At 49.2% G+C, this 19,248-nt stretch carries 15 protein-coding genes; 13 read left to right on the plus strand and 2 right to left on the minus strand.

From position 1 onward, the window contains the following. Positions 1 to 17: 17 nt before the first annotated feature. The 3 genes from LKD71_RS06935 to LKD71_RS06945 all read left to right on the plus strand — a co-directional run bounded on the left by LKD71_RS06935 (position 18) and on the right by LKD71_RS06945 (position 4,113). Entirely contained in the window at positions 18 to 2,477 is a 2,460-nt protein-coding gene (locus LKD71_RS06935; protein WP_227614872.1) for a glycogen/starch/alpha-glucan phosphorylase, read from the plus strand. A gap of 116 nt (positions 2,478 to 2,593) precedes the next feature. Beyond that, a complete protein-coding gene (locus LKD71_RS06940; RefSeq protein WP_227614873.1) occupies positions 2,594 to 3,406 on the plus strand; it encodes a M23 family metallopeptidase in 813 nt (270 codons plus the stop codon). Between the two features lie 461 nt (positions 3,407 to 3,867). Further along, positions 3,868 to 4,113, plus strand: coding sequence for a GIY-YIG nuclease family protein (locus LKD71_RS06945; RefSeq protein WP_227614891.1), 246 nt, complete (start codon positions 3,868 to 3,870; stop codon positions 4,111 to 4,113). A 53-nt stretch (positions 4,114 to 4,166) separates the two neighbouring features. Here LKD71_RS06945 and trhA read toward each other — a convergent pair whose 3' ends face one another. Next, positions 4,167 to 4,853 carry a PAQR family membrane homeostasis protein TrhA gene (gene trhA / locus LKD71_RS06950; RefSeq protein ID WP_227614874.1) on the minus strand — a complete coding sequence of 229 codons (687 nt, stop codon included), beginning with the start codon at positions 4,851 to 4,853 and terminating at the stop codon, positions 4,167 to 4,169. A 208-nt stretch (positions 4,854 to 5,061) separates the two neighbouring features. Between trhA and LKD71_RS06955 the strand changes: the two genes are divergently transcribed. From LKD71_RS06955 to LKD71_RS06965, 3 genes are read left to right on the plus strand one after another with little or no spacing between them, the layout of a single operon-like run. Continuing rightward, complete coding sequence (locus LKD71_RS06955; RefSeq protein ID WP_227614875.1) at positions 5,062 to 6,432, plus strand: 5-bromo-4-chloroindolyl phosphate hydrolysis family protein; 1,371 nt, start codon at positions 5,062 to 5,064, stop codon at positions 6,430 to 6,432. A gap of 12 nt (positions 6,433 to 6,444) precedes the next feature. After that, the gene (locus LKD71_RS06960) at positions 6,445 to 7,599 is read left to right on the plus strand and encodes a toxic anion resistance protein (protein ID WP_227614876.1); all 1,155 of its coding nucleotides are present in this window, start codon (positions 6,445 to 6,447) and stop codon (positions 7,597 to 7,599) included. 30 nt (positions 7,600 to 7,629) lie between these two features. After that, complete coding sequence (locus LKD71_RS06965) at positions 7,630 to 7,857, plus strand: hypothetical protein (protein WP_227614877.1); 228 nt, start codon at positions 7,630 to 7,632, stop codon at positions 7,855 to 7,857. Between the two features lie 44 nt (positions 7,858 to 7,901). On the opposite strand, the gene LKD71_RS06970 is transcribed toward LKD71_RS06965, so the two are convergent. After that, positions 7,902 to 8,750, minus strand: a complete 849-nt coding sequence (locus tag LKD71_RS06970; protein ID WP_227614878.1) for an AraC family transcriptional regulator — start codon at positions 8,748 to 8,750, stop codon at positions 7,902 to 7,904. Between the two features lie 118 nt (positions 8,751 to 8,868). On the opposite strand from LKD71_RS06970, the gene melA reads away from it, so the two are divergent. The 7 genes from melA (at position 8,869) to LKD71_RS07005 (ending at position 19,212) form a co-directional block, all read left to right on the plus strand. Next, entirely contained in the window at positions 8,869 to 10,191 is a 1,323-nt protein-coding gene (gene melA / locus LKD71_RS06975) for an alpha-glucosidase/alpha-galactosidase (protein ID WP_227614879.1), read from the plus strand. 135 nt (positions 10,192 to 10,326) lie between these two features. Next, positions 10,327 to 12,078, plus strand: coding sequence for a cache domain-containing sensor histidine kinase (locus tag LKD71_RS06980; protein WP_227614880.1), 1,752 nt, complete (start codon positions 10,327 to 10,329; stop codon positions 12,076 to 12,078). Next, positions 12,075 to 13,565 carry a response regulator gene (locus tag LKD71_RS06985; protein ID WP_227614881.1) on the plus strand — a complete coding sequence of 497 codons (1,491 nt, stop codon included), beginning with the start codon at positions 12,075 to 12,077 and terminating at the stop codon, positions 13,563 to 13,565. Before LKD71_RS06980 ends, LKD71_RS06985 begins: the two co-directional genes overlap by 4 nt. Positions 13,566 to 13,738: 173 nt before the next feature. Beyond that, entirely contained in the window at positions 13,739 to 14,980 is a 1,242-nt protein-coding gene (locus tag LKD71_RS06990) for an ABC transporter substrate-binding protein (RefSeq protein ID WP_178045791.1), read from the plus strand. A gap of 238 nt (positions 14,981 to 15,218) precedes the next feature. Next, a complete protein-coding gene (locus tag LKD71_RS06995; RefSeq protein WP_227614882.1) occupies positions 15,219 to 16,115 on the plus strand; it encodes a carbohydrate ABC transporter permease in 897 nt (298 codons plus the stop codon). A 12-nt stretch (positions 16,116 to 16,127) separates the two neighbouring features. Beyond that, entirely contained in the window at positions 16,128 to 17,006 is an 879-nt protein-coding gene (locus LKD71_RS07000; protein WP_178044788.1) for a carbohydrate ABC transporter permease, read from the plus strand. Between the two features lie 13 nt (positions 17,007 to 17,019). Then, the gene (locus tag LKD71_RS07005) at positions 17,020 to 19,212 is read left to right on the plus strand and encodes a family 78 glycoside hydrolase catalytic domain (RefSeq protein WP_227614883.1); all 2,193 of its coding nucleotides are present in this window, start codon (positions 17,020 to 17,022) and stop codon (positions 19,210 to 19,212) included. Positions 19,213 to 19,248: the final 36 nt, after the last annotated feature.

The following is a 19,248-nucleotide window of genomic DNA, read 5'->3' on the forward strand; positions in this document are numbered from 1 at the left end:
ATAAAAAGGAGGCAGTCATGCAGAAATTTGACAAGCAGGCTTTTATTGCAGAAGTAAAGGATAATGTAAAAAAACTTTACCGCAAGAACATTGAGGAGGCTGACAAACAGCAGATCTTCCAGGCAGTGTCCTATGCGGTGAAGGATACCATCATTGATAACTGGATGATGACCCAGAAAGAGTACGAGAAACAGGATCCGAAATACGTTTACTATATGTCCATGGAGTTCCTGATGGGCCGTGCCATGGGTAACAACCTGATCAACCTGACAGAATATGACGAGGTAAAAGAAGCTCTGGATGAGCTGGGCTTTGACCTGAACGTCATCGAGGACCAGGAGCCGGATGCGGCTCTTGGTAACGGTGGCCTGGGCCGTCTGGCTGCCTGCTTCCTGGATTCTCTGGCAACTTTAAACTATGCAGCTTATGGCTGTGGCATCCGTTACCGTTACGGAATGTTCAAACAGAAAATTGAAGACGGTTATCAGATAGAGGTGCCGGATAACTGGCTGAAAAACGGCAACCCCTTCGAGCTTCGCCGTCCGGAGTACGCCAAAGAGGTAAAATTCGGCGGTTATGTGCGTGTGGAGTACGATGAGAAAAATCACCGCAACAACTTCATTCAGGAGGGCTATCAGTCCGTTCGTGCCGTTCCCTTTGATATTCCCATCGTTGGTTACAACAACGGTGTGGTAAATACCCTCCGTGTATGGGATGCAGAGGCTATCGTGGACTTCCAGCTGGATTCCTTCAACAAGGGCGATTATATGAACGCCGTTGAGCAGGAGAACCTGGCAAAGAACATCGTCGAGGTTCTTTATCCGGCAGACGAGCATTACGCAGGTAAAGAGCTTCGTCTGAAACAGCAGTATTTCTTCATTTCTGCCAGTGTGCAGGCTGCTATTACAAAGTATAAAAAGAAACACAGCGACATCCGCAAATTCTATGAGAAGGCAACTTTCCAGCTGAACGATACCCACCCGACCGTAGCGGTTGCCGAGCTCATGCGTATCCTCATGGATGAGGAAGGCTTAGGCTGGGACGAGGCCTGGGAAGTTACCACCAAGACCTGTGCTTACACCAACCATACGATCATGGCTGAGGCACTGGAGAAATGGCCCATCGAGCTTTTCAGCCGCCTGCTTCCGCGTATCTATCAGATCATCGAGGAGATCAACCGTCGTTTCATTGAGGAGATCAAGGCAAAATATCCGGGCAACCAGGACAAGATCCGCAAAATGGCAATCATCTACGACGGACAGGTAAAAATGGCTCATCTGGCCATCGCTGCCGGTTATTCCGTAAACGGTGTTGCCGTTCTTCATACCGAGATCCTGAAAAAACAGGAGCTGAAAGATTTCTATGAGATGATGCCGGAGAAATTCAATAACAAGACCAACGGTATCACCCAGAGAAGATTCCTTCTTCACGGAAACCCGCTGCTGGCAAAATGGGTAACTGCCCACATTGGCGACGGCTGGATCACCAACCTTCCGGAGATCCACAAGATGGCTGTTTATGTGGACGATCCCAAGGCGCAGCAGGAATTTATGAACATCAAGTATCAGAATAAGGTTCGCCTGGCAAAATATATCAGAGAGCACAATGGCATCGAAGTAGATCCGAGATCCATCTTCGATGTACAGGTAAAACGTCTCCATGAGTACAAACGTCAGCTGATGAACATTCTGCATGTAATGTACCTTTACAACCAGATCAAGGATCATCCGGAGATGGATTTCTATCCGAGAACCTTTATCTTTGGTGCAAAGGCAGCAGCTGGCTACCGTCGTGCAAAACTGACTATCAAGCTCATCAACTCCGTGGCTGACGTTGTCAACAACGACGCTTCCATCAACGGAAAACTGAAGGTTGTCTTCATCGAGGACTACCGCGTATCCAACGCAGAGCTGATCTTCGCAGCAGCCGATGTATCTGAGCAGATATCTACCGCAAGTAAAGAGGCTTCCGGTACCGGTAACATGAAGTTTATGCTGAACGGCGCTCCGACTCTGGGAACCATGGACGGTGCAAACGTGGAGATCGTTCAGGAAGTTGGAAAAGAGAACGCCTTTATTTTCGGTCTGACCGCACAGCAGGTTATCGACTATGAGAATCATGGCGGCTACAATCCGATGGATTACTTCAACAACGACCAGGATATCCGCCGTGTCCTGATGCAGCTCATCAATGGTGAGTATGCGCCGGATGACACTGAGAGATTCCGCGATCTGTACAATTCTCTTCTGAATACGAAGAGCAGCGACAGAGCAGATACCTACTTTATCCTGGCTGACTTCAAGTCCTACGCAGCAGCTCAGCGCGAGGTTGAGAAGGCTTACCGTGACGAGAAAGGCTGGGCACGGATGGCTATGCTGAACATGGCATGCAGCGGTAAATTTACTTCTGACCGTACGATTCAGGAGTATGTAGACGAGCTGTGGCACCTTGACAAGGTAATCATGCCTGAGAAATAAATAAAAAAATTTTCAGACTCCGGGTGGAAAATTTCGCCCGGAGTTTTTTCTGTATATTTGCCGAAGATCTGGTCAATCCTATTGGTGAACAGATCGAATAAGATGAGGTGAAGAGTATGCAGAACATGAACACAAGACTTTTTATGAAAAAACACGGCACCGCTCTGGTTTTCAGCCTTTGTCTGATGGGCGCCGCCGCATTTACCACAGTTTACACCCTGAATCAGGCGGAAAACACGAAAGAGCAGGTCGAACAGACCACGGATCTGGAGGAGGAGGCCAGGATTCAGGACGCTAACGCGGCGAAAAATGCCAAGCCTGCGGATGACACGGCTGTGGACGGTCAGGACGCGAAGGTGAGCGGTTCGGATCTCGTGGGAGAAGTAGTGGAAAATCCGGAGGATCTGGTGAAAAATGTGACGGGGCCGACTGTGGATGAGACAGTCGGCGAGACGGCCAGCGCGGCTTCCACTGGCGTTCAGGCCGCTGTCGGAACCCAGGCAACGGTGAATTTTTCCGAGGATTCGTCTCTAGACTGGCCGGTGGCAGGAAATGTCCTTCTGGATTACAGCATGGACGGCTCGATTTTTTTCCCGACCTTGAAGGTCTATAAGTACAATCCGGCGCTGATCATCGGTGCAGACGTGGGCAGCCCTGTGGCCGCGGCGGCAAAGGGTATTGTAGATTCTGTCAAAGTAGATGAAGAGACCGGAACCACAGTATCTATGAATATCGGAAACGGCTATGAACTGACCTATGGCCAGCTGAAGGAAGTTTCCGTAAAAGAAGGGGATGTAGTGGAAGACGGCGGACTCATCGGCTATGTGAGCGAGCCCTCGAAGTATTACTGCGAGGAAGGCAGCAACCTCTATTTCAAACTGACAAAAGATGGAACCCCGGTGGATCCCTTTTTGTTTCTTGGGGAATGAGAGAGGAAGATAAATATTGCTACAACAGGATTCTGGTGAATACGCCGCATTGACAGACAGGCGGTATTTTGAAGATGGTGTTAAGCAGTTACGGGGATTTACGCTAGCAGGGAAAATACAGAAGAAACGGACTTGCACCGGGAGGTGCTTTCCGCGTATACTATTATCAGAAAAAAAACTGCCGTAACGATTCAGGAGCCAAGGTACTGAACAGTTACGAACTGCCTTACAATCCGCAGCCGCAGCACTTCACAGGCAGTATCGGGCATTCGGCCCGCCAGAAAAAATACCAGACAGGGCGGCTGCTTCATAGATAGATGTGATGCCCGGAGAATGTGGGCATCCTTACATATAGAAATATTTAACAAACAAAAATCTGTTATTTGTTTCCTATAATAAAATAATTAACAGAAATAGTCGAGCAAAAATTTGCATAAAAATCTGGAGACACTATGGACAAAATGAACTATACATACATCGTCCAGTGCAGTGATGGTACCCTCTACACCGGCTGGACCACAGACGTCGAGCGCCGCGTCAGAACCCATAACAGCGGCAAAGGCGCCAAATACACCCGCTCCCGTCTACCCGTCACACTGGTCTACTACGAGACCTACCCCACCAAACAGGAGGCCATGCGCCGCGAATGGGAGATCAAGCAGCTGACAAGGGAAGAGAAAAAGAAGCTGATTGTAAAGATACAATGACAGCCACAAAAACAGCCGCAGCACTTTTTCTAAACAAATGCTGCGGCTCATTTTTACGCGGTTACAAAGGAATACATCACGATATAGTGGCAGAGGCTTCCGGCCATGACGAAAAGATGGAAGATCTCGTGGGAACCGAAGTTCTTGTGGCGGGAGTTGAAGATCGGAAGCTTCAGGGCGTAGATAATGCCGCCCACGGTATAGATGATGCCTCCGGCGAGGAGCCAGCCAAAGGCTGCCGGGCTTAAAGCATTCAAAATCTCGGGGAAGCCCATGAGGCAGACCCAGCCCATGCCGATATATATAATAGAAGAAAACCATTTCGGACAGGTGATCCAGCAGGCTTTGATGAGGATGCCGACAGCGGCGATTGACCAGACAATGAGACACATCAGCGGACCTACGCTGTCACGGAGCGTCACCATGCAGAGCGGCGTGTAGGATCCGGCGATCAGGATAAAAATCATGAAATGGTCCATTTTCTTCAGAACCCGGTTGACCCGGGCGGAAATATCAAGGGAATGATAGAGTGTGCTGGCAGTGTAGAGCAGGATCATGCTGGTGATGAAGACTGCCATGGAGGCTGTGCAGACCGGATTTCCTGTCCGATGAGCCCGAACCAGCAGAGGAGCGGCCCCGGAAGCTGCGGCAACAACGCCGATAAAATGAGTGATCGCACTTCCCGGATCTTTCAAAAAAGGTTTCTGCGTTTCTGTGGCGCGTGTATAAACAGTATCCATATCGATTCCTCACTTTCATTCACGAACAAAGTTTTTAATAATTCTGCATGTAGTATTTAAAACTACATTACATCATGTAAGTATCATATACCCATCTTTCAGAAAATGCAACCCCATTTTTCACAAAAAAATCCCACAAAGAAAAAGGGCCGTGTTATAATAAGGCCAATGACAGGCATTTTGCCTGATAAAAAAGGAAGATCAAATTATGACAGACAAAAACTGGTCACAGATCGGCGATGAGATCGAGGATATGGTGCGGAAAGCGCTGGAATCCAGGGATTTTGGAAAACTGAGCCAGGATCTTTCCCGGACCGTGGGCGAGGCCATGGAAAATGTGGGGAAAAGTGTTCAGGACGCCGTAAATAAAGCCAATGATAAAACCCGGGAAGCTACGGAAAGATATTCCGACCGGGCAGACAGAACTGCGGATGCCCATAGTAGAACGGAAAAGTCCACGGACCGTCCCGTCTACAGCGGTACCGTAGAAGGAAAAGGAACGTCTTCCAGCGGGCAGACTTCTTATGAATACAGCCGTTCCACGATGCGCTCGACCCGCTTTCAGCCGGGTTACGAGCAGGCACGGGAGAAGAAAGGAAAAAATTTCCTTCGGGAGCGCTTTAAAAATCCGGGCGGACTGACAGGAACCGGCATGGCGCTGGCCATCTGCGGGTACACGTTTCTGGGTATTCTGGTGATAGCTCTGGGAATCACGCTTCCGATCGTGCTCCCGCGGAATCTGCAGGCAGCCATGATAACGACCGGCGTTCTGGCCCCCTTTGTGGCGGGAAGCGCTTTCATGGCTTACAAAGGAACCTCCCTTCTGGGGCAGAGCCGCCGCTTCCGCAGATATGTGGAAGAGCTTAGAGAGCGGGAGTTCTGCCAGATTCAGGAGCTGGCGGATGCCCTTGGAAAATCCGAAGAATATGTAAAAAAAGACCTTGGAAAAATGATCCGCAAGCGGCTTTTCCTTCATGGTCATCTCGACAAAAATCAGACCTGCCTTATGGTGACAGACTCCGCCTATGAGCAGTATCAGACAGCTGAAAAACAGCTGGAGGAGCGCCAGCAGGAGGAAAAACGAAAAGCTGAGGAGGCAGAAAAATTCGGCCGCCGCAAAGACCTTCCGGAGGAGGCGAAAAAGACCATCGCCGCCGGAAGAGCTTACCTCGAGGAGATCAAAACCTGCAACGACCGGATTCCCGGCGTGGAGATCTCCGAGAAAATTTCCCGGCTGGAGCTGGTGATCTCCAAGATTTTCAACCGCGTGGAGCAGCATCCGGAGCTGGTGGATGATCTGGGAAGATTTATGGATTACTATCTTCCGACGACGGTGAAGCTTCTGAAAGCTTATGAGGAGCTGGACGGACAGCCCTCCCAGGGAGAAAATATTGTCAATTCCAAGAAAGAGATCGAGGACACACTGGACACGATCGATCAGGCTTTTGAAAAACTGCTAGACAGCTTCTTTGAGGAGGCGGCCTGGGATATTTCTTCCGATATTTCCGTCCTTCACAACATGTTTGCTCAGGAAGGACTGACGGAAAGCGATTTTGATAAGGTAAAAGTGAAAAGATAAAGGAGAAAAAAGATGAGTGTGGATTTAAAAGATTTGGAAACAACGCCGACTTTGAGCCTGGATCCCTTCGGAGAGGCTGAGAAAGAGCCGGAAGTTCCGGCAGCTCCCGCTCCGGAGGCAGTCAAACCGGCTTTTGATGAGAGCATTTTGAACGATGATGAGCGGAAAATGGTGGACAGCTTCGCGAAGCAGATCGACCTGACCAACAACAATATGATCCTCCAGTACGGGGCCGGAGCCCAGAAGAAAATGGCTGATTTTTCCGAGGCGGCTCTGGAAAACGTCCGGACGAAGGATCTCGGCGAGGTGGGCGATATGCTTTCCAGCGTGGTGACGGAGCTCAAAAGCTTTGACGCGGCAGAGGAGCAGGAAAAAGGCTTCTTCGGCTTTTTCAAAAAGAACGCCAACAAGCTGGACACCATGAAAAACAAGTACGACAAGGCCGAGGAAAATGTCACGAAGATCGTGAAAGCCCTCCAGAATCATCAGGTCGTCCTCATGAAAGACATTGCAATGCTGGACAAGATGTACGAGCTGAACAAAACCTATTTCAAAGAACTTTCCATGTACATTCTCGCAGGCAAGAAAAAGCTTCAGGAGGTCCGGGAAAATGACCTTAAGGAGTTAATGGAAAAGGCAGAGCGCAGCGGCCTTCCGGAGGATGCCCAGGAGGCGAAGGATCTCGACAGCTTCTGCAACCGCTTTGAGAAAAAACTTCATGATCTGGAGCTCACCCGGATGATTTCTCTCCAGACAGCACCGCAGATCCGTCTGGTTCAGGGAAATGATACGCAGATGGTGGAAAAGATTCAGTCTACGGTGGTAAACACCATTCCTTTGTGGAAAAGTCAGATGGTTTTGGCTCTTGGTGTGGAACATTCCCGTCAGGCGGCAGAGTCTCAGAGAGAAGTCACAGATATGACGAATGAGCTCCTGAAGAAAAATGCGCAGACCCTTAAGATGGCTACGATCGAAACCGCTAAGGAATCCGAGCGCGGCATCGTGGATATCGAGACTCTGAAACAGACCAACGAGTCTCTGATTTCTACGCTGGACGAGGTTCTGAAAATCCAGGCCGAGGGCCATGAAAAACGCCAGGCTGCCGAAGCCGAGATGCAGCGACTGGAAGACGAACTGAAAAACAAGCTTCTGGAGATTAGAAGATAAAAGTATTCTGAACCTGTTCCGGAAAAGATTGTGAAGATGATTGCCCAGGAGATTGGCGGCTTTGACGAGATCTATCTGTATGCCGAGGATAATACCCTGAGCCCGGAAGATTATAAATGGTATCATTCGTTTTTTCGGCTGCGTGCGGGAGCGGAAGAAGTCACTCTGAGCGTCTGCCCGATTACGGTCAGCGGCCGTCTGGAAACGATAGAAAAGATTGACTTTACAAATACTTCTGCTTTTCAGATGGTAAAATAAAAAATGTCCCCGTCCGTACTGTGAAAACAGCGGGCGGGGAATTTTTATGTCTGGAGAAAAATGGAAGAAACCAGCCCGTTGGTATCCATCCGGGCATTTTGGCGGAAGTCTCTGGGGGAGACGTGAAACTCCTTTCGGAAACAGCCGGAAAAGGAGGAGGCGTCGTGGAAGCCGCAGGAGAGGGCGATCTCGGTGATGGAGTAGCTGGTGGTGCAGAGCATCTCAACGGCCATGCGAAGCCGGTGACGGAGCAGGTACTGTTTGGGCGAGAGCTTCTCTTTTTCCATGAAGATCCGGTAGAGATAGGTCCGGTCAATGCCGGTATAGCGGGCTACATCGGAAATCCGGATGGGATAAGCATAATTGTTTTCCAGATATTCTTTGGCTTTCTGAAGATAGATCTGGGTGGGTTCCTGAGAGGTCTCAGGGGCCTTCTTTTTCATAAAGGAAAAGAGCAGCAGGAGATTTCCGGCGGCGGAGAGTTGGTCCTCTGGACTCTGGAAAAAAGTTTCGCAGAGCTTTTTCATCTGATCGGTGAGAGGCGCGATGGAGTCCGGTGTTTCCTTCCGGAAGACAAAGGCCTCGGAAAAAACAGTCCGGGCGAGAATCTCAGGAACCGCTTTTCCGTCAAAACCTACCCAGGCATAGCTCCAGGGCTCGCGCTCATCCGCCTGATAATACGTCACCTCCGCCGGGGGAATGAGAAAGGCATCTCCGGCGGAAAGTGCATAGGTCTGTCCTTTGTACTGATAAATGCCCCGGCCCTTTAAAATCACATGGAGAAGATAGTGAGGGCGCACTGCCGGGCCGTAAGCATGCCGGGGTGGGCAGTTTTCGCTGCCGCAGAAATAAACGGTGAGATAAGCCTGGTGTCTGGTTTCTTTTTCTGCCATAAGTTCCTCCTAAAATACAACATTTTAACAAGTTTTCTGCACAAACGGGATAGTTGTTTCTCTGAGAAAATTATACAATAGGTTCATCAGAAAAAACAGAGAAAAAGGAGGAGCCACAATGAAAATCACTTTTATGGGAGCGGGAAGCACGGTTTTTGCAAGAAATGTACTGGGAGATTGTATGTGTACTCCGGCCCTGCAAAACTGCGAGATTGCGCTTTATGACATTGATGAGAAGCGTCTGGAGGATTCAAGGATTATCCTTTCCGCCATTAACAAGAACGTAAACGAGGAAAGAGCCGTCATCAAAACTTATCTCGGCGTGGAAAACAGAAAAGACGCCCTGCGGGATGCAACATTTGTTGTAAATGCCATCCAGGTAGGCGGTTATGAGCCCTGCACAGTCACAGATTTTGAGATTCCGAAGAAATATGGCCTTCAGCAGACCATCGCCGACACCCTTGGAATCGGCGGAATTATGAGAGGACTTCGCACAATTCCGGTGCTGGAGGGCTTTGCGAGAGATATGGAGGAGGTCTGCCCGAATACCCTTTTCCTCAATTATTCCAATCCCATGGCGATCCTGACCGGTTATATGCAGCGCTACACGAAGATCAAAACCGTCGGTCTCTGCCACAGCGTTCAGGTATGTTCTGAGTGCCTTTTGAAGGATCTTGGCATGGAGGATAAGCTGGAGGGCAGAACCGAACTCATTGCCGGTATTAACCATATGGCCTGGCTTCTGGATATTCACGATAAGAATGGCGTGGATCTTTATCCGGAGATCAAAAGACGGGCGGAGGAGAAGAACACTTCCGGCGAGAAACACCACGATATGGTGCGCTACGAGTACATCCGCCATCTGGGCTACTACTGCACTGAGTCCAGCGAACACAACGCGGAGTACAATCCCTGGTTCATCAAGTCCCGCTATCCGGAAATGATCGAAGAGTTCAACATTCCGCTGGACGAGTATCCGAGACGCTGCATCAAACAGATCGAAGGCTGGGAAAAAGAGCGAGAGGATATTCTCAAAGACGGCAAGATCACACATGAGCGCAGCAAAGAATACGCTTCTTATATTATGGAAGCTGTCGTGACCAACCAGCCCTACAAGATCGGCGGAAATGTACGCAATGACGGTTACATTGAGAACCTTCCCTCCGATGCCTGCGTCGAGGTTCCCTGCTACATCGACGGAACCGGCGTCCATCCCACAAAGGTTGGCAAGCTTCCGGCCCATCTGGCAGCCATGAACGCCTCCAACATCGGCGTTCAGCTCATGACGATTGAGGCTGCTGTCACCAGAGACCGCAAGAAGATTTACCAGGCTGCCATGCTGGATCCCCACACCGCCGCTGAGTTGAATATCCACGATATCATCAGCATGTGCGACGAGCTCATCGCAGCTCATGGCGACTATATGAAAGATTATAAGTAATCATAAGCAGAGAAAGAGATGCCTTCCGGGTGTCTCTTTTTCCTTTTATAGTATCTTTACAATAATTGATTGTTAAGTTACAATATTTTAAATAATATACAGAAAAAGCATGCTTTTTGGGGGAGATGAAGAAAAATGGCTTTCTGCAATAAAACCAGGGGGACGGGAAAAAAGCCGAAAACACCGTCCCCCATGACCACCCGGGTGGTTCTTTTGTTTGTGGTGCTGGTGATCGTTCCTTTCTTTATCATGGCGGCTTTTGTTGTGAGGATTTTCCGGGATTACAACATCACGACTCTTGGAACATCCGCTATGGATTCCATGTCATCGGTGGGCTATCAGATATCCGGAGGGCTAAAAAGCCGCATGGAGAGCTCACTTTTTGCCTACTATAATGATGTTGTGGAGCTGCTGTCCGGGGAAGAGCTGACGGAAAGTGAAGAGAAGCTGATCGAAAAAAGGCTGACCTCCAATGTGTATTCGACGGATGGGGTGGCTGCAGGGGCAATCATTGACCGGAACGGAAAAGTTTATGGGGTAGGCAATTATTCCGGGGCGGTTTCTTTTATGGAAGAGCACCAGGAGGAAGTGCTTGCGGCAGGAGGAAGATGCTGCTGGTATGTGATGAATAAAATGTATGGCAGGTCCGAGCGGGACCGCTACATTCTGGCCAGGTCCCTGAATGATGAGAAAATGCAGCATGTCGGTTTTCTCTATATGGTTATGAGCGATTCCCTTGTGCAGGACGCCTTCGCTCAGCTCCAGTCGGACGAGGCTGTACGTTATCTCACAGACTCGGAGGGAAGGATTCTCTACAGTTCCAACAAGGAACTGGATACGGATTATCTGAATATTTCTGTCCTGGATGAGAAGAAAATCACGGACTATCATCTGACGACACTGGCAGACGGGAGAAAGGTGATTCTGGCGGGCCGCAGGATCGGCACAACCGGCTGGTACTGCATTTCGGTGATTGAGATGGCTTATATCATGCAGCGGGCCCTGTCGCTTCTGAAACCGATTCTCTTCATTGCAGTGATTTATGTGATTTTCCTGTTTGTCATGCTTTATATGCTGCGGAAATATATCTTCCGGCCTCTTGGAACGCTGAAAAAGGCGATGGACCAGTATGCCCAGGGGACGCTGGATTCCATGCAGATCGAACCGATCGGAGAAGGCGAGATCCGCAGCTTATACCGGCATTTCAACCATATGATCAGCCGCATCAATGCGCTGATGGAGGATTACCGGAGGGAATCCGAGGAAAAAAACAGGCAGAAGCTTCGGGTGCTTTCCGCACAGCTGACACCGCATTTTATCTATAATGCCCTGAATACGATCAAGTGGGTGGCGGTGCTGAACCATCAGGAAAACATCCAGAAGCTGATTGAGTCCTTAAACTATGTTCTGATGAATGCGGCCCGGGACGATGAGGCGGGTTACTGCGTGGAAGATGAACTGAAGCTGGTAGAGAATTACGCGGTCATCCAGAAAGCGCGTTTCATGAATTTTGAGCTTGTGATCGAGAAGGATGAAAACTGTTTAACTTGCAGGATCCGCAAATTTGTCCTGCAGCCGATCATTGAAAATGCGGTCATTCACGGACTTGGCAGAGGAAAAATAAAAAATACGGAAATCAAAGTGAAGGTCTGGGCCGATGAAAACCTGCATATCATAGTAGAAGACCAGGGTGTGGGTTTTGATGTGGAGGAGTGGAGACAGAAGCCAGGGAAAAAAGAAGGACATACCAATATTGGAATCCATAATGTAGAAGAAATGATTCGCATGGAGTACGGGGAAAACTATGGGATGTGGATCGAGAGCAGTCCGGGAGCCGGAACGAAAGTGACCTACCTGCTTCCGGTCATCAGGGGGATACAGAAATGATAAGGATTATTATAGTGGATGATGAAATTCTGTCGAGGATTGGTTTACAGTCTTTTCTGGATGGAAAAGAAGGAATTGTGGTGTCAGGGATCTTTGGGGAAGCAGAGGAAGCGCTGCATTTTCTGGAGGAAAATGTGGTGGATATTGTGCTGACGGATATTGAGATGGCAGAGATGGACGGCCTTTCCTTTATCCGGGAAATCCGTGAGAGAAGGCTGGCACCAGGGGTGATTATTGTGAGCTGCCATGAGGATTTTTCCTATGCCCAACGGGCGATCTCGCTTGGGACAGACAGCTATATCCTGAAGCAGAGTCTGACGGAGAAGACGTTGATTCAGGAAGTGAAAAATGTATATGAAAAGACAGCCGGGAAAGAAGTAGAACAGAAGAAAACTCCGTGGAGGAGCAGCAGGACACCAGGATCCGCCCTCAGTGCCAGATACCGGGTGGGCGTTCTGCTGACGGATGGCAGGGAAAATGGAGCGGCCCAGGAAGCAGTCGTGGGGCCGGACATGCTGGTGCATCTTCTGGAGGAAATCGTAAGCCGCTATCAGATGGGAACCCTGTTTGCTCCCTACAACCGGGAAACGTTTATCCTGTTTCAGCTGGACGAGGAGCTCGCTCTGGAGGAACGGCAGAAAACGCTGGAAAACTGGCTGCGGTTGCTTCAGAATAACATCGGCCAGTACCTCACAGGAAAAATGACGATTGGAGTCAGCCAGGAGTACGAGGAACTTTCGGAGACAAGAGAGCAGTATCAGAATGCGGTTCTTGCAGCAGAACAGGCTTTTTTTCATCCGGAAAGAACGGTCTTTTTCTATAAAGAAGCGCTGACTTCAAGTGCGCCTGGAATCTTTGAGACAAAAAAATTCCTGGAAGAGAGCTGGCCGGAGCAGTTTTCGGAGGAGCTGGAACGGTGGTTTCAAGTGAGTGGAGAGCAGCAGCTGTCTGTCGCAGTCGTAAAAAACATGTTCCAGCAGAATCTCCGCCAGCTGATCCAGTCAATTCTGGAGGAATATCATTTTGAGGAAAGCTTTCGTGAAAAATGGAGACAGGAGGAGAGCCTTGTTTCTCTTATTTCTTCCGCGGCCAGCAGTACGGAACTGAAAGACAGGGCGCTGGAGTACATGCAGGGATTCCAGGAGGCGGCGTTGCGTGCAGGAGCACAGAATCCGCTGATGGAGGTTCTGAACTATATCGACCAGCATCTGGACGGAAAGCTGACCCTGCCGGAGCTGGCGCAGATGAGCTGCATGAGCGTGCCCTCCTTCTGTAAGAAATTCAAGGAACAGACGAAAATGACGGTGACGCAATATATCAATGAGAAACGGGTGGCCTATGCCGCCACACTTTTGAAGCAGTCGAAATATTCCCTGGAGGAAGTGGCGGAGCTGGCGGGTTTTTCCAATGCCAATTATCTTCTGAGAGTCTTTAAGAAAAGTACCGGAAAGACCATCGGGCAGTATCGAAAACAGATAAAATTTTGAACTTCCATAGAATTTTTTGAATTTTTCCACAAATAATCGTAAGATTGTGCAGAAACTAAAGAAGTTATTGCCTTGTCTGAAAATGGAAATCTGGCTAAAATGAAGCTATCAGTGAACAGTTCCGGGCAGACGAAAAAGACGGGACTGCATAAAAAGAAAAGGAGGAAAAGTGTATGAAAATGAAAAAATGGATGGCGCTGTCCTGTGCAGCAGCAATGGTTCTCAGTACATTTCCGGTATCGGCAGATGAGGCGGTAAACGAGGATGTTTCCGGTTCCATTACCGTATGGGAGCATGCCTACAGCTTTGAGGAAGCGTTAAAGGCTGTCATCGAAGGCTTCAAAGCAAAATATCCCAACGTGGAAGTGGATTACGAGATTAAGGCTTCCGATTATCAGCAGGTTCTCGCGACGGCTCTTCAGTCCGGCGAAGGCCCGGATCTTTTCTGGACAAACGGTACGGCTACGGATATCATGCCCGGCTATGTGAACAATGGCATGGTAGAGGATCTGACGGACGTTGTGGATTTCAGTATTATAACGGATGATGCGATGAAGCTCGCTACGATTGACGGAAAACAGTATTCCGTTCCCTGGCTGACCATGGACTCCCGTGCCTGCTTCTATAACAAAGATATTTTTGCAGAGAACGGCTGGGAAGTTCCGAAGACCTTCAGCGAGTTTGAAGAGCTGCTGGCAAAGATCAAAGAGGCAGGAATCACTCCGATTTCCCAGTGCTACGAGGACTGGAGCCTTCTCTTTATCTGGGAGCCGGTGATGTCCGCATACGATCCGGAATATACCAGAGGCCTGGATGACTATACGAGCAAGGCAGACGGACCTGGCGCAAGCGGTTCCCTCCAGAAACTGGTAGACTGGGCAAACGCAGGCTACTTTGGCGATAACTGGCTTGGCGTGATCAACAGTGATGATGCGCTTCTTGGCTTTACAACCGGTAATGCGGCAATGCTGATCGGCGGTACCTGGACAATTTCCTCTATCGATCAGAACAATCCGGATCTCAATTACGGCGCATTCGCAATTCCGGCAGAGGACGGCACGGCTGGTCTGGTAGGAACAGCAGCAAACGGTTTCTCCATCAATGCGAATACTCAGAACAAAGAGGCAGCAGAGGCATTTGCTTCCTACTGTGCAACCAAAGAAGGACAGACCGCATGGGTTCAGGCTGTCGGCGGCGTATCTGCCTCTCCGGAAATCGAATCCTCACATCCGGTAGCACAGGAAATCTCTGTAAGCGGCGGCGGAAACATTTTCAGAAGCTGGCAGAATGTACTTACAACTTATGCGAAAACAGATACAGCTGATACTGTCTGGTCAGAAGATATCCTTAAGGTTATGAGCGGCGAGATCACAGTTGACGACATGATGGCAGATGTGGCAGCAATTATGGAATAAGTTCAGAGAACATTGACAGAATGCAGGTATCAGAAATGATGCCTGCATTTTTAACGAATCAAGCAAGTCCCATGCTTCCATTGCGAGAGCAATAAGCAGTGGGTTGGGACTTGCTTGTATCAGGAGTGGTACAAGCCACTCCTGATAAGCTGCGAAGCAGCTATTCGGTTATGAGCAAGTAGCGAAGCGGATTGCGAATATCTGCTTTGAACTCTTGGATGTATGGAGGAACCGGATTATGAAGAAAAACAGAAACTATTTATTTTTTATCACGCCGGGATTTGTGGTCTATACGATCTTTGCGATCATCCCGATCCTGTATGTGGTATATCTGGCTTTTACCAATTATACCGGTATGGGAAAAGCGGACTTTGTGGGTTTTGAAAACTTCATCCGCATTTTTAACGATGAACGTTTTACGCCGGCTTTTTTTAACTCTCTGAAAAACAACCTGAAATATCTGCTCTGCGTGTGGTTTATCATTACGCCGTTTCAGTATTTTCTGGCGTATTTCTTTTTCATCAAAATTCCGGCCTATAAATACATAAAGTTTATGGTATTTTTACCCTATGTCATCAGCAGCACGGTCATCGGCTTTTTTGCAACCCTTCTTTTCAACCCGAACATCGGTCTCATGAACACGATCCTGAAAAGCCTTGGAATGGCACAGAGCGCCTGGTTTGGCAATCCTTCCATCGCCTTTAAGCTTCTGGTTCTCGTGATCATGTGGCAGGGAGCCGGTTCCGGTATTATGATTTTCTATGCGAATTTCATGGATATTCCCCAGGAGATCATGGAGGCCTGCCGGGTGGATGGCTGTACGGAGTGGCAGCGTTTTACCAGAATCCTTCTGCCGCTGTCCCTTCCCTCCTGCGCCTCCATCATTATGATGAGTACGATCTGGGCGCTGGGCGTTTTCGACCTTCCTTATATTTTGGGCGGTTTGAACGGAGGCGTGGGCGGCAGCCTGGATTTTGCCAGCATGGTATTTTACCGTTACACCTTTGGAAGCGGTCTGGACGCGAAGACAAATCTGGGCTTCGGTTCTGCGATCAGTGTAGTCATGTTCTTGTTTATGCTGGTGGTTACGTTCCTTCAGAATAAGGTGCTGAACAAATTTGAATATGAAAATTAGGAGGGGCATTTTATGAGGGTGAAAAAGTTACAGGAAAGCGACAGAAGAGGAGGAAAGGAAGTGCTCTCCAGGCAGGGAAAAATCTTCCGCTGGACGATCTCGATTCTTCTGATTATCTATACCAGCATTGCGATCTTTGTCACCGTGGTGACGCTGATGGATTCGGTAAAAACCAGGAGCGATCTTCTGAAAAGCTTTATTGCCATTCCCACCAGCATCACCTTTGAAGCCTACAAAAAGGTACTGTTTGAAAACGACTTCATCCGGTATTTTGGAAACAGCCTGATTCTCACGGTGGGCGGCACGGTTGGCTGTATCATCCTGTCCGCCATGATGGCCTATGGAATTGCGCGTTATGAATTTAAGGGAAAAAATCTGCTGTCCAGCTATCTGTTGCTTGGTATGATGGTTCCGGTGCAGGTGACAATCCTTCCGGTGTTCCTGATGCTGAAAAAGATGGGTCTCCTGAATAAACTGGCCGGAGTGCTGTTTCTCTATATTGCGGGAATTTCGATGTCCTGCATTGTATTTCAGAAGTTTTTTAAGACGCTTCCGAGAGAGCTGGAGGAATCCGCGCGGATGGACGGCTGCCATGATGTGAAAGTGTTTTTCCGGATCATTTTCCCGATTGCGAAGCCGGTGATTGTGACGATGGCGCTGATCAAAGCCATCGGCTGCTGGAATGATTTTTATATGCCGATGATTCTTCTCGGCAACAAAAATACGACGACGCTGACACTGGGAATCTACCGCTATGTGGGCCAGTTTACGAGATACATGAGCGAGACGATGGCGGCTGTTATCATCACGCTGATTCCGATTGTGATTCTGTATTTTGCATTTTCCACGCAGATCATGGAAGGTATGACCAGCGGAGCCGTGAAGGGATAAGGAGGAATGGGATATGAATACTTATAAAACTGCAGATTTATCCGGAGCAGAGTGGATTTCCACCGGGGGAGCCTGCTGTACGCCGATGATCCGGAAGACGCTGAGTTTTCCGAAAGTGACCTCTGCGAAGATCACGATAGCGGGTCTTGGCATTTTTGAGATTTTTATCAATGGGAAAAAGGTGAGCGACGATCTGTTTCTGCCGCTGAGTACGGATTTTCATGAAAGACCGGAGAAGCTTTACCGCGGAGTTCCCTACGATGAGAAGATGCGCCACCGCCTGTATTGCCCGGTTTATGACATTACTTCTTATCTGAAGGAAGGAGAAAATACGATTGCTTTTCTTATGGGGCCGGGCTGGTATGAGATGCCCAATGAATGTTATGAGTACGGCCACATCAAGCTCTGCTATGTGATCGACTGGCAGGATGAAAAGGGAGAGACACACCGGACCGGCTCTGACGGCAGCCACAAATGGAAGGAAAGCTATGTGAAAAAGGCGAACCTTCTGAAAGGGGAGGTTCATGATTACAGGGATTATGACGAGACCTGGATGCAGACGCCTTACGATGATTCCGACTGGGCAGCGGTCTGCCTGGAAAAAGCGCCGGAGACGCATTTTTACATACAGGACTGCCCGGCAGACCGGGTGATCCGCCATATTACTCCGCGCCTTCTGGCAGAAAAAGGCGATGTGCGGATCTATGATGCCGGAGAAATTATCACAGGCTATCCGGTACTGGTATCGGATGCGCCGGCGGGGGAGGAAATCACAGTTCTGCACGGAGAACTGCTGAATAAGAAAGGACGCCTGACAAAGGAAAACACCTATAAACAGAAGACTGTTTTCTATACCGATGGAACGGAGCGCAGCATGCACTGCCGTTTCACCTGGTTTGGTTTTCAGTATTTTGAGGTAAAAGGAAATGCGAAAGTGACAGACTGCGTCGTGATCCACAGCGATGTAAAGGTCAGTTCCACCTTTTCCTCCAGCGATGAGACACTGAACTGGCTTCGGGAAGCCTATCTTCGGACCCAGCTGGACAATATGCACTGTGGAATCCCATCCGACTGCCCCCATGTGGAGCGGAGAGGCTACACCGGAGACGGTCAGCTGACCTGCAATGCGGCGATGATTCAGCTGGACGGGGAGAAATTTTACCGGAAATGGATTCAGGATATTGCGGACTGCCAGGATTCCATCACCGGCCATGTGCAGTATACGGCGCCCTATATTCCTTCCGGCGGTGGTCCGGGCGGCTGGGGCTGTGCCATTGTGATGGTGCCCTATGTATTTTACCGGAATTATGGCGACAAAGAGATTTTGAAAGAGCTCTATCCCCAGATGCTTCACTATTTTGACTATCTGGAAGCGCACAGCGAGAAGGATCTGGTGGTTTCGGACCGGGCAGGCGAGTGGTGCCTGGGAGACTGGTGCGTGCCGACAATGGGCTTTGTCAATAATATGGACGCGATCTACATTCCTGCGCCCCTTGTGAACACCTATTTTTACATCAAATCCATGGAAAAAGTGCTGGAGATCGGAGAGATTATCGGAAATCATCAGGCGGACGAAGAACTGAAAGAAAAAATCCGGTGCAAAAAGCAGGCGATCGTGGATCAGTATTTCGATCCGGCCACCGGTGACTTTGCAGAAAATCAGCAGGGAAGCAATGTGTTTGCCGTAGATCTCGGCATCGGCGATGAGAGAACCTTTGCAAATATTCTCAAGCATTACCGGGAAATCAGGAAATACGATACGGGAATTTTTGCGACAGATGTGCTGACGAGAATCCTTTTTGAGAGAGGGGAGAGCGAGCTTGCCATCTCACTTCTTACCTCCAAAGAAGAAGATACCTTCTATTCCAGAATGAAGAAAGGCGGCACCACGATTCCGGAGTACTGGACCGGGCATCGTTCCCAGTGCCATCCGATGTTTGGCGCGGTCAGCCAGTACCTCTTCGAGTATGTCCTGGGAATCCGCCAGAAAGAGAGTTCCGTCTGCTACGAGGATATCGTGATCGCACCGGAGTGTATGGATACCATCGAAGCGGCCGAAGGCTCGATCATGACGAAAAACGGCCGAATCTCTGTGAAATACGACAAGACCCGCCTGGAAGTCCAGGTCCCGGAAAAAACGAAAGCCCTTGTCCTTCTCAATGGAAAAGAAAAAGCCATTGGGGACGGGAAAAGTGGCTCAGAATAGAGCGCTGATGAGATAAAATAAAAAAGCCAAAGGGGA

The sequence above is a fragment of the Fusicatenibacter faecihominis genome (assembly GCF_020686945.1).
Lineage (GTDB): Bacteria > Bacillota > Clostridia > Lachnospirales > Lachnospiraceae > Limivivens > Limivivens faecihominis.

What these genes read in the sequence shown, in the direction of transcription:
- LKD71_RS07005 (WP_227614883.1), top strand. Translation starts at nt 17,020, where the DNA reads ATGAATACTTATAAAACTGCAGATTTATCCGGAGCAGAGTGGATTTCC.
- melA (WP_227614879.1), top strand. Translation starts at nt 8,869, where the DNA reads ATGAAAATCACTTTTATGGGAGCGGGAAGCACGGTTTTTGCAAGAAAT.
- LKD71_RS06995 (WP_227614882.1), top strand. Translation starts at nt 15,219, where the DNA reads ATGAAGAAAAACAGAAACTATTTATTTTTTATCACGCCGGGATTTGTG.
- LKD71_RS06955 (WP_227614875.1), top strand. Translation starts at nt 5,062, where the DNA reads ATGACAGACAAAAACTGGTCACAGATCGGCGATGAGATCGAGGATATG.
- LKD71_RS06990 (WP_178045791.1), top strand. Translation starts at nt 13,739, where the DNA reads ATGAAAATGAAAAAATGGATGGCGCTGTCCTGTGCAGCAGCAATGGTT.
- trhA (WP_227614874.1), bottom strand. Translation starts at nt 4,853, where the DNA reads ATGGATACTGTTTATACACGCGCCACAGAAACGCAGAAACCTTTTTTG.
- LKD71_RS06985 (WP_227614881.1), top strand. Translation starts at nt 12,075, where the DNA reads ATGATAAGGATTATTATAGTGGATGATGAAATTCTGTCGAGGATTGGT.
- LKD71_RS06980 (WP_227614880.1), top strand. Translation starts at nt 10,327, where the DNA reads ATGGCTTTCTGCAATAAAACCAGGGGGACGGGAAAAAAGCCGAAAACA.
- LKD71_RS07000 (WP_178044788.1), top strand. Translation starts at nt 16,128, where the DNA reads ATGAGGGTGAAAAAGTTACAGGAAAGCGACAGAAGAGGAGGAAAGGAA.
- LKD71_RS06940 (WP_227614873.1), top strand. Translation starts at nt 2,594, where the DNA reads ATGCAGAACATGAACACAAGACTTTTTATGAAAAAACACGGCACCGCT.
- LKD71_RS06960 (WP_227614876.1), top strand. Translation starts at nt 6,445, where the DNA reads ATGAGTGTGGATTTAAAAGATTTGGAAACAACGCCGACTTTGAGCCTG.
- LKD71_RS06970 (WP_227614878.1), bottom strand. Translation starts at nt 8,750, where the DNA reads ATGGCAGAAAAAGAAACCAGACACCAGGCTTATCTCACCGTTTATTTC.
- LKD71_RS06945 (WP_227614891.1), top strand. Translation starts at nt 3,868, where the DNA reads ATGAACTATACATACATCGTCCAGTGCAGTGATGGTACCCTCTACACC.
- LKD71_RS06935 (WP_227614872.1), top strand. Translation starts at nt 18, where the DNA reads ATGCAGAAATTTGACAAGCAGGCTTTTATTGCAGAAGTAAAGGATAAT.